We start from the raw sequence: 9,354 nt of genomic DNA on the forward strand, positions 1-9,354 counted from the left end.
GCCCGCGGGCGCATGCGGCGCGGCGGCAGCCTGCGCATCCGGGAGGAAACGCTGCAGCAGCTGGAAAAAACCTTCATAGAACTTGGGCCGCGCAACCGTCTGGCTACCCGTCTTCACCAGCGAGTCGTCGCTGGAGCCGAACGGCATGGACACCTGGCCCAGCACGCTTACGCCCACGCTGGCCGAGCTGTTGGTGCGCTTGATCGAATAGCGGTCCTGCACCGCGTTGGCGAACACCGTGGCACGCTCATTCGCACTGCCATCGGACGCGCATTCGATGTTGAAGGCGATCTGCGTATGCTGCCCGCTTTCGTCCTGGAAATTCTTGTGCCCCGTGACGCGCGAGCCCTCGAACTTGTCGATGTTGTAGCCCTGGCTCAGCAAGGCGCGGCGACCGGCGTCGCAGGCGGCGACGTTACTCGCGGCGACCGTACGCGAGTAGGTGTTGTTCTGGGTGAAATCTTCTTTTTCGAACTCTGGCTTGGGGGATGAGCACCCTGCCAGGACGCCCGTCAGGACAAGCAACGGGACCAGGGGTGGACGGCGGTAAACAGGGGGCATGAATTGGGGTCCGGCATGGGACGGCGTGCGGCGCGGCCTGCCAGCATGGCGGCCCGGCCACCGCCCCAGGCACGGAACAGTGATGCGTAAAGCGTTCGTTATAGCGCATCCCCGGCACCATTTCTTTTACCAGGGATGTGTAGTTCAACGCAGAGGTAACAGGATTCAAAAAAGGGCCACATCGCAGCCTTGGGCGGCCCTGTCAGGACGACACGCGCGCGGGCTCCAGCGGCCGCAGTTCCTGCGTTTCCAGGTTCAGGCTGCGCCGGTAGTGCTTGCAGCCCAGCGCCAGCAAGGCGATGCACAGCACCGTCGCCACGCCGACCAGGACAGACATGGATTGTCCGACCGCCGCCGGGTTCTTGAACAGCCGGTCCGTCAACATGGCCACGGCGGTGGTACCCAGGCCCAACCCGATCAGGTTCGAGATCAGCAGGAACAGCGCCGACACCTGCGCGCGCAGCTGGTTGGGAGGAAGTATCTGCATCGCGGCGGTCGAGGTCGGCATGGGAAACGAGGCGAAGAACATGGCAGGCAGCAATAGCCCCACCGACATCCACAGCGAATCCACCTGAGTGAAGACCACCGCCGGCACCGCCATGCCCGCCGCGCCGATCACGCCAGCGCGCAGCGGCGCATCGCTATAGCCCCGCCTGGCCAGCCAGTCCATCAGCCAGCCGCCGCAAAACACGCCAGCGGTGTTGGCGACCAGCACCACCACGCCCAGCATGTAGCCGGCATCCACTGGCGACATGCCGAACTTGCGCATGTAGAACGCCGGCGTCCAGCCCAGCAGCGCAAACAGCACCATCGCATAGAACGAGAAGCCCAGGTAGTGGCAAAAAAAAGTGCGGCGGTGGCGGCCGAGGAAGCGGAACGTGTCCTTCACGGCGGGCTTCTGGACCTGCCCCGAGGCATTGCGCCGCAAACCCAGCCGCTGCGGATCGCGCACCGTCAGCAGGATCAGCAGCGCGATCAGCAGGCCGGGCAACCCCACGATGAAGAAGGTCACCTGCCATGGCCGCATCGCGCCTACCCAGGGCAAGGTGACCGTGTCCACGCTCTTGAGCAGATCGATGACGTAGCCACCGATCAAAAAGGCCATGCCGCCGCCGATGAACGAGCCGATCGAATAGATCCCGACGGCCCGTCCCAGTTTTTCACGCGGAAACATGTCGCTGAGCATGGAGTAGGTGGCGGGCGACAGCGCCGCCTCCCCCACGCCCACGCCGATGCGCGCGAGGAACATCTGCGCAAAATTGCGCGACAGGCCACAGGCCGCCGTGGCCAGGCTCCAGAACGCCACGCCGATGGCGATGATCTTCGGCCGCGAATAGCGATCCGCCAACAGCGCGATGGGGATACCCATGAAGGCGTAGAACAGGGAGAACGCCAGCCCGTGCAGCAAGCTGAATTGCGTATCGGACAGTTGCAGATCGTGCTTGATGGGTTCGATCATCAGCGCCAGGATCTGCCTGTCGACGAAGGAAAATATGTACGCTAGCATGCATATCACCACGACGTACCACTCGTAGGCGTAGCTAGGTTTTGACCCGCGCCGCGGGCTGCCGTCAGTCATGGTTTGTTTCCCTTGTATGGTGGTGAGATCTGCCCATCGCCCAACGGCCCGGGTTGCGCCTCACTTGCTTGCAGGCCCATCTTTTGTAGGTCTTTGCGCGGCCAGCCTCTGTACGCCTGACGCAATGACTGTTCCCGCTGCGCAGGAAAGCATGTTCAACGACACCAATCCGCTGGACCGCCATTGCTTGCTGGACTCGGGCAACATCGCCGAGATCAAGGACCAGGTCAGCCAGCACCTATGGTCGCACCGCATGTGCGTGCCCCCGGGAAAACCCCTGCAGTCGCGCCTGTATGGCGTGTTCTTCGGCAACGCCGCGCTGTTCGATCTGCATTACGGCGCCGAAGTCGAGATCGACGCCGGCGACATCGCCAGCTACTACCTGATCCGCATCACGCTGCAGGGGTCCGGGCTGATCACGCTGGGCAAGCGCAGCGCCTCCATGAACGCGGGCAGCCTGACCATCTCCTCTCCGTCCGAACGCAGTGTGATCCGCATCGGCCGGGACTGTCGCAACCTGATCCTGCGCATCGAACGCGAGGCGCTGGAGCGCCAGCTGCAACGGCTGCTGGAACGCCCCATCAAACAGGCGCTGGTGTTCGACCTGCAGATGGAAGCCGACGCGCCCGGACCGGTGGCGGTGCGTGAAACGCTGGACTATCTATGCCGGCTGTACCGCCATCCCGCCATCGAGGGCGTCACGCAGACGCTGGCCGCCGGCTTCTCCGACTATCTGCTGACGCTGCTGCTGACCCAGCTGCCGCATAACTATTCCGCAGCCTTGCAGGCCGATCGCCGCCAGCCGCTGCCCCTGCACGTGCGCCGGGCGCGCGATTACATAGAAAGCCATCCGGACGAACCTCTTTCACTATCCGACCTGGCGGCGCACTGCGGCGTATCCGTGCGCACGCTGCAAAACGGCTTCGCGCAGTTCCTGAAGCAAAGCCCCAGCGACTACGTGCGCAACCAGCGGCTGGCCCTGGTGCACGCGGCGCTGGAGCAAGCCGCCGAAGGCGACAGCGTCACCGACATCCTGCTGCGGCACGGCATCGCCAGCTTCGGGCATTTCGCCACGCATTACCGCAAGCGTTACGGCTGCCTGCCGTCGGATACCCTGCGCCGGAACAAGCACTAGGCGCCGCCGGGCGGCGCTGGATTCGCTTGCCGGATCGGAACGCCGCTTGCGCGTTCGGCGCAGCCCCGCTTGCCAGCCCCCGTTAGGATCGAGACTCCATCAAATGGAGCTTGAGCATGAGAATCAGCGTCATAGGCGGCGGCCACGGCTGCTACGCGGCAGCGGCCGACCTGTTTGAAAAAGGCCATCATGTGCGCTGGTGGCGCCGGGACTGGGCGGCCTTCCAGGGACTGCGGGACGCAGGCGCGCTGACCGTCACCGACTATCGCGGCAGCCGCCAGATCCCGCTTGGCGATGGACCGCGGCAATTGCAGCTGGTGCGCGACCTGGCCGCGGCCGTGAGCGATGCGGAACTGCTGGTCATTCCCCTGCCGTCCACCACGCACGAAGCCCTGGCGCAGGAATTGGCTCCCTTGCTGCGCGACGGCCAGGTCGTGTTTCTGCCGCCGGGCACCTTCGGCAGTTATGTCTTCGCCCGCGCCATGAAAGACGCCGGCAATTCAGCGGATACCGCCTTTGCCGAGACCGGCACCCTGCCCTACCTGGCCCGCAAGCATGGCGAAAAGGTCGTGATCAGCGGCTATGCCACCCGCCTGCCTACCGGCGTTTTTCCGCGCCGCCTGTCCGAGCACTCGCTGGCCGTGGTCAAGCGCGCCTACGACAGCATCGAACCGATAGAGGACGGGCTTTCCGGCGCGCTGATGAATGCCGGTCCCGTCATCCACCCGCCACTCATCATGATGAACGCGGGTCCGCTGGAACACTTCGACAAGTGGGACATCCACAATGAAGGCACACAGCCCTCCATACGGCGCGTGACCGACGCGCTGGACGCGGAGCGCATCGCCATCCGCGTGGCCCTGGGCTATGCCGCGCCACACTTCCCGCTGGCCGACCACTACGCCGCCGAAGGCGACGAATGGATGTACGGCCGAGGCGCCCACGGCAGGCTCACCGACAGTGGCGACTGGCGCGAGGACATAGACCTGCACACCCACCGCTACATGCTCGAGGACACCCGGCTCGGCCTGTCGTTCCTGGTGTCCGCCGGCCGCTGGGCGGGCGTGCCCACGCCGGTGGCGCTAGGCCTGCTGAGCCTGGCCAGCGCGGTGACCGGCCGCGACCTCTACGCCGAAGGGCGCACGCTGGAGCGCCTGGGCCTGGACCGCCTGTCGCGCGACGGCATGCGCAAGCTGCTGACTGAAGGCTGCTGAGACGAGGATGCAAGCCATGAACGAAAAACTGTGCGTGGTCGGCGCCGGCCGCATGGGCGTGGGCATCACGCTGTCATACATACATGCGGGGCTGGACGTCACGCTGATAGACATCAAGTCGCGCACGCCCGCCGAGCAATCCGGGTACTTTTCCCGAGTGCGGGATGAGCTGCGCCGCGAGCTGGGCATCCTGGTCCGGCTGGGCTTGCTGGATCGGCCGCAAGCGGACATCGCGCTGGCGCGCGTCCGCTTGTGCACGCGCCAGGACGCGGTAGAAGATTTGCGGCAAGCGCTCGTGGTGTTCGAGGCCGTGCCCGAACGCCTGGACGCCAAGCGCGACGCCTTTCTCTGGCTGGGCGCTGCCTGCGCGCCGGACAGCATCATCGCTTCCACCACGTCCACCTTTCTCGTCACCGAACTGGCGGAACTGGTGGAAGGCCCGCAGCGCTTCCTGAACGCCCACTGGCTCAATCCCGCCTATCTGATACCGCTGGTGGAAGTCAGCCGCGGTCCCCAAACCAGCGAGGCCGCGACGCTGGGCCTGCTGCAGGTACTGCGTCTGGCAGGCAAGAAACCGGTGCAATGCGCGCCCGCCGCGGGCTACATCGTTCCCCGCATCCAGGCCCTGGCCATGAATGAAGCCGCCCGCATGGTGGAGGAAGGCGTGGCCAGCGCCGAAGACATCGACACCGCGGTGCGCCTGGGCTTCGGCCTGCGCTTTTCGGTTCTGGGCCTGCTGGAATTCATCGATTGGGGCGGCGGCGACATCCTCTACTACGCCTCGCACTACCTGTCCGATGCCATCGATCCGCGCTTCGCCTCACCGGCCGTCATCGCCCGCAACATGGAGCAAGGGCGCAACGGACTGCGCGACGGCCAGGGCTTCTACGACTACGCCGGCGTGGACGTGAACGCCTACAAGATGGAGCGGCTGGCGCAGCTGTGCAAGCGGCTGGAGGTGATGGATATGCTGCCCCGCTTCGACGCGGCGCGGCAGCAACCCGTGCGCTAGCCCCGCGGCCGGCGAGCCTACTTATCCAGTTCGCCCAGGATCTTGTAGGCCAGCCGCACCCGGGCCTCGTTCGGATAGTTCCGGTTGGCCAGTATCACGATGCCCAGCTTCTTCGAGGGCACGAACGCCACATAGCCGCCGAAGCCGTTGGTCGAACCCGTCTTGTTGATCCACACTTCATCCTGCGGCGGCAGCGGCGGGTTCAGCGCGGCCACGGCCTGGCTCTGGCTGTTGTAGTTGCCGGCATTGGCCGTCAACAACGCGTCCAGCGACACCGGATAGCGCAACTGCTCCCAGACCAGGTCCTGGGTCATGTCGCCCAGCTGGTAATAGCCGACGTGCGTCTGCGCGATCGCGTTGCGGAGTTCGGCATCGGCCACATTCAAGCCCAGGTTCGCGTCGACAAAGCAGATCAGGTCGCGCGCGCTGGTCTTCACGCCGTAGGCTTCGTCCGCCAGCACGCCGGGATTCACGCGCACCGGCGCGTCCTGCTTGTTGTAGCCCTGCGCGTAGTCCGCCATCCTCGCGGCCGGCACATCGATGTAGGTGCTGGTCAGGCCCAGCTTGGGAAACAGGTCCCGCTCCATGGCCGTTTTGAACGGCCGGTTCAGGCTCTTGGCGGCGATGAATCCCAGCATGCCGATGCTGGGATTGGCATAGGTGCGATAGGCGCCGGCGGCGCGCTCGGGCCGCCAGGCCTTGAGATAGGCCATCAGCTGCGCCTGGTCCCGCACCGTGTCGGGCACTTGCAGGGGAAAGCCGCCCGTGGTGTGCGTGCCCAGGTTGATCAGGGTGAGCTTGGCAAAGTGGCTGCCGGCAAGCTCGGGCAGGTACTTGGCCGGGCTGTCGCCCAACGCGAGACGCCCGCGCGCCTGGGCGTAGCCGGCCAGGGTCGCCGTGTAGGTCTTGCTGATGGAGCCGACTTCGTAAAGCGTATCGCTGCCGGCCGGCTTGCCTGTTTCCCTGGACGCCACGCCGTAGTTGTAGAAGCGCTGCGTCCCCTTGCGGGTAACCGCGATCGACAGGCCGGCGATGCCGTGTTCACGCATGACGGCCTGCGCCGCTTCGTCGACCTTGCGGTCCGCCTCGGTCTGGCTGGCGTGCGCCACGCCGCAGCCGCCGGCCATCAGCGCAAACAATCCCGTGCGCAACATTCCGCTCAAGCGCATTCTCGTCATCCCATGTGGTGTTGAATTTCCGCAACGCCGTAGTCTGGCGGCGCGCATGCATCGTAACGCGACGGGACGGTTTATTGGTACTAACCCTTGGTCTCATTCCTGCGGATTTTGGCTATCCTCGCCTCGTCGATCCAAAACCCCGCAGAAGAGACCTGCCCCCGCGGCAGGCGCCGACGGAGCAACCGCCCCGGAAACTCTCAGGCAAACAGGACTGCGCGGTCTAGACAATCTGGAGAGAGGCGCCAAGCGCGCCCACCGAAGGGGATCCCGCCGCCGCCTGCGCCGCGGGTGAAGCTCTCAGGTACAGAGACAGATGGGGTGCTGCGGCCGGGTGGCCGCGGCCACCCAATCTGGAGCCATCATGCCCCGCATCGCCATCATCGGCGCCGGTATCACCGGCGTCACGTCCGCCTATGCCCTGAGCAAACTGGGATACGACGTCACCGTCTACGACCGCCAGCGCTACCCCGCCATGGAAACGTCCTACGCCAACGGCGGCCAATTGTCCGCCAGCAACGCCGAGGTCTGGAACAGCACCGCCACCATCTTCAAGGGCCTGCGCTGGCTCGGACGCCACAACGCGCCGCTGCTGCTGAATCCCCGCTTCAGCTGGCACAAGTATTCCTGGCTGGCGCAGTTCATCGGACAGATCCGCAACTATCGCAAGAACACCATCGAGACCACCCGGCTCGCTATCGCCGCGCGCCAGCACCTGTACGCCATGGCGGAAGAGGAAGGCATAGCTTTCGACCTGGAGCGCCGCGGCATCCTGCACATCTACCACGACGCCGCCAGCTTCGAGACCGCGCGCCGCGCCAACGCCCTGCTGCAGGAAGGCGGCCTGGAGCGCTACGCGGTGTCGCCCGAGGAAGCGCGCGGCATCGAGCCCACGCTGCAAACCTCTTGCTACGGCGGCTTCTACACGCCCTCGGACGCCACCGGCGACATCCACAAGTTCACCAGCGGCCTGGCCCGCGCCTGCGAGCGCCGCGGCGTGCGCTTCGCGCAGGACGCCGACATCCGCAACATCAGCCTGGACGGCGCGCCCTACGTACTCGACGTCGCACGCGAGGGCGGCGCGCGGAGCGAACAACACGAAGCCGACGCCATCGTCGTCTGCGCCGGCGCCGTCAGCCGGCAATTCGCCAGGCAGCTGGGCGACACGCTCAATATCTACCCGGTCAAGGGCTACTCCATCAGCGTGCACCTGGACGACGCCGCCAGCCAGGCCGCCGCGCCCCGGGTCAGTCTGCTCGACGAAGCCGCCAAGATCGTCACCAGCCGCCTCGGCGACCGCTTCCGCGTGGCCGGCACGGCGGAGTTCAACGGCTTCAACATGGACATCCGCGCCGAACGCGTGCAGCCGCTGGTGGACTGGACCCGCAAGCACTTTCCCGGCATCCGCACCTCGCGCGTGGTGCCCTGGTGCGGACTGCGCCCGATGACCCCCAGCATGATGCCGCGGGTTGGCCCCGGCAAGCGGCCGGGCGTGTTCTACAACACCGGGCATGGGCATCTGGGCTGGACGCTGTCGGCGGCGACGGCGCAGATGCTGGCGGCGAGCGTGAGGGATAGAGTGACGTTGACCTGAAGCGCTGTCACCCGGGGCGGGCCGGTGCGCCCGCCGGCCGCTGCCTCAATCCACCTTGGCGATCATCCCCAGCATCGCCTCGGCCTTTTCCTTGCCCAGCAAGCGCTCGACGATCCAGCCCGCGAGATCCTGGGTGGAGAGGCATCCGCCAGCCGAAGCCACATTGCCATGCACCACCAACGGTTCATGCACGGTGCTGATTCCCATCGACTCCAGCTCGGCGAACACGCCGGGATAGGTCGTGGCCGTCTTGCCTTCCAGCAAGCCCAGCCTGGCCAGGAACAACACACCCGAATCGATGGCGCCGATCACCTGGCGGCCCGGGTCCAGCTGCAGGCGTCCCATGAAGTCCGCGTCCGCCAGCTTGGCGCGCGAACCCGGACCGCTGACGATGAACACGGCGTCGGCCTCGCGCAGCTCTTCCAGCTGGCCATGCGGCCGGAAGCAGATGCCGGTATTGGACCTGACCTCATCCACGTCGGAACAGATGCGGACCGACCAAGGCCCCCGATAGTTCACGTAGTCCGGGTCCTGTACGCGATTGAACAGGTCCCAGGGCAGGAACAGGTCCACATCGGTGAACCCGTCGTACGCAAGCATGGCAACTTTCATCAGAACCCCCGGCAAGAAGACAGGATCTGATGCTAGTGCCGTCGCCACTCCATCTGTATAGTCAGATTTATAGAAATATTACCTATACAGAAATTAATGGCCAGTTCCACTACGACTTACGGCCGCATCGCCTCGCGGCTAGGCGCCATCATCGCGCGCGGCCAGCTCGCACCCGGCGACAAGCTGCCGTCGGTGCGCCAGCTGGCGCAGGCCAACGAGGTCAGCGCGCCCACCGCCGAACGCGCCTTGCGAGAACTGGAATCGCTGGGCCTGGTCGTCGCCCGCCCCCGTTCCGGCTACTACGTGGCGCCGCGGCAGCAGACACCGGCGGCCCGTCCGCTCCCCAAACGTCCGGCCGCGCTGCCCCGCCCCGTCACGCTGACCGGGCAGGTCCACGATCTGTTCGCCCAGGCCCGCTCGCCCGATCTGGTCATGTTGGGCGCGGCCACGCCCTGTCCCGATTGGCTGCCCA

Annotated in this window: 9 protein-coding genes and 2 riboswitches; of the genes, 5 read left to right on the forward strand and 4 right to left on the reverse strand. The window is 65.9% G+C overall.

Going from position 1 to position 9,354, the window contains the following annotated elements; all coding sequences use genetic code 11:
• Positions 1-561: DUF2242 domain-containing protein (locus tag VIR09_RS15395; protein ID WP_332013655.1), on the reverse strand; the 561-nt coding region annotated here is incomplete at its 3' end.
• A gap of 202 nt (positions 562-763) precedes the next feature.
• Positions 764-2,140 carry an MFS transporter gene (locus VIR09_RS15400; RefSeq protein WP_332013656.1) on the reverse strand — a complete coding sequence of 459 codons (1,377 nt, stop codon included), beginning with the start codon at positions 2,138-2,140 and terminating at the stop codon, positions 764-766.
• 124 nt (positions 2,141-2,264) lie between these two features.
• On the opposite strand from VIR09_RS15400, the gene VIR09_RS15405 reads away from it, so the two are divergent.
• The 3 genes from VIR09_RS15405 (at position 2,265) to VIR09_RS15415 (ending at position 5,501) form a co-directional block, all read left to right on the forward strand.
• Positions 2,265-3,275: an AraC family transcriptional regulator gene (locus VIR09_RS15405; RefSeq protein WP_332013657.1), complete on the forward strand. Its 1,011-nt coding sequence runs from the start codon at positions 2,265-2,267 to the stop codon at positions 3,273-3,275.
• Positions 3,276-3,391: 116 nt separating this feature from the next.
• Complete coding sequence (locus tag VIR09_RS15410; protein ID WP_332013658.1) at positions 3,392-4,489, forward strand: NAD/NADP-dependent octopine/nopaline dehydrogenase family protein; 1,098 nt, start codon at positions 3,392-3,394, stop codon at positions 4,487-4,489.
• Between the two features lie 16 nt (positions 4,490-4,505).
• On the forward strand, positions 4,506-5,501 hold the full coding sequence (locus tag VIR09_RS15415) for a 3-hydroxybutyryl-CoA dehydrogenase (RefSeq protein ID WP_414639428.1): 996 nt from the start codon (positions 4,506-4,508) through the stop codon (positions 5,499-5,501).
• Between the two features lie 17 nt (positions 5,502-5,518).
• Here VIR09_RS15415 and ampC read toward each other — a convergent pair whose 3' ends face one another.
• Positions 5,519-6,655 (reverse strand): class C beta-lactamase, encoded by a 1,137-nt coding sequence (gene ampC, locus VIR09_RS15420; protein WP_414639429.1) that lies wholly within the window; start codon positions 6,653-6,655, stop codon positions 5,519-5,521.
• Positions 6,656-6,811: 156 nt separating this feature from the next.
• A riboswitch (glycine riboswitch) is annotated at positions 6,812-6,903 on the forward strand.
• 1 nt (position 6,904) lies between these two features.
• Positions 6,905-6,996, forward strand: a riboswitch (glycine riboswitch).
• Between the two features lie 44 nt (positions 6,997-7,040).
• On the opposite strand from ampC, the gene VIR09_RS15425 reads away from it, so the two are divergent.
• A complete protein-coding gene (locus VIR09_RS15425) occupies positions 7,041-8,270 on the forward strand; it encodes a D-amino acid dehydrogenase (RefSeq protein WP_332013661.1) in 1,230 nt (409 codons plus the stop codon).
• A 45-nt stretch (positions 8,271-8,315) separates the two neighbouring features.
• Here the strand turns inward: VIR09_RS15425 and VIR09_RS15430 are convergent, their stop codons facing one another.
• Complete coding sequence (locus VIR09_RS15430) at positions 8,316-8,870, reverse strand: DJ-1/PfpI family protein (RefSeq protein WP_332013662.1); 555 nt, start codon at positions 8,868-8,870, stop codon at positions 8,316-8,318.
• 108 nt (positions 8,871-8,978) lie between these two features.
• Here VIR09_RS15430 and VIR09_RS15435 point away from each other — a divergent pair.
• A partial coding sequence (locus tag VIR09_RS15435; RefSeq protein ID WP_332013663.1) for a GntR family transcriptional regulator occupies positions 8,979-9,354 on the forward strand: 376 nt, incomplete at its 3' end.

Origin of the sequence: Achromobacter sp., from assembly GCF_036567245.1 — a bacterium.
Classification (GTDB): Bacteria; Pseudomonadota; Gammaproteobacteria; order Burkholderiales; family Burkholderiaceae_B; genus Achromobacter.

Bases quoted from the DNA above. Each gene is read 5' to 3' on its own strand.
- VIR09_RS15400 (WP_332013656.1), bottom strand. From the start codon at position 2,140: ATGACTGACGGCAGCCCGCGGCGCGGGTCAAAACCTAGCTACGCCTAC.
- VIR09_RS15430 (WP_332013662.1), bottom strand. From the start codon at position 8,870: ATGCTTGCGTACGACGGGTTCACCGATGTGGACCTGTTCCTGCCCTGG.
- ampC (WP_414639429.1), bottom strand. From the start codon at position 6,655: ATGTTGCGCACGGGATTGTTTGCGCTGATGGCCGGCGGCTGCGGCGTG.
- VIR09_RS15415 (WP_414639428.1), top strand. From the start codon at position 4,506: ATGAACGAAAAACTGTGCGTGGTCGGCGCCGGCCGCATGGGCGTGGGC.
- VIR09_RS15405 (WP_332013657.1), top strand. From the start codon at position 2,265: ATGACTGTTCCCGCTGCGCAGGAAAGCATGTTCAACGACACCAATCCG.
- VIR09_RS15425 (WP_332013661.1), top strand. From the start codon at position 7,041: ATGCCCCGCATCGCCATCATCGGCGCCGGTATCACCGGCGTCACGTCC.
- VIR09_RS15410 (WP_332013658.1), top strand. From the start codon at position 3,392: ATGAGAATCAGCGTCATAGGCGGCGGCCACGGCTGCTACGCGGCAGCG.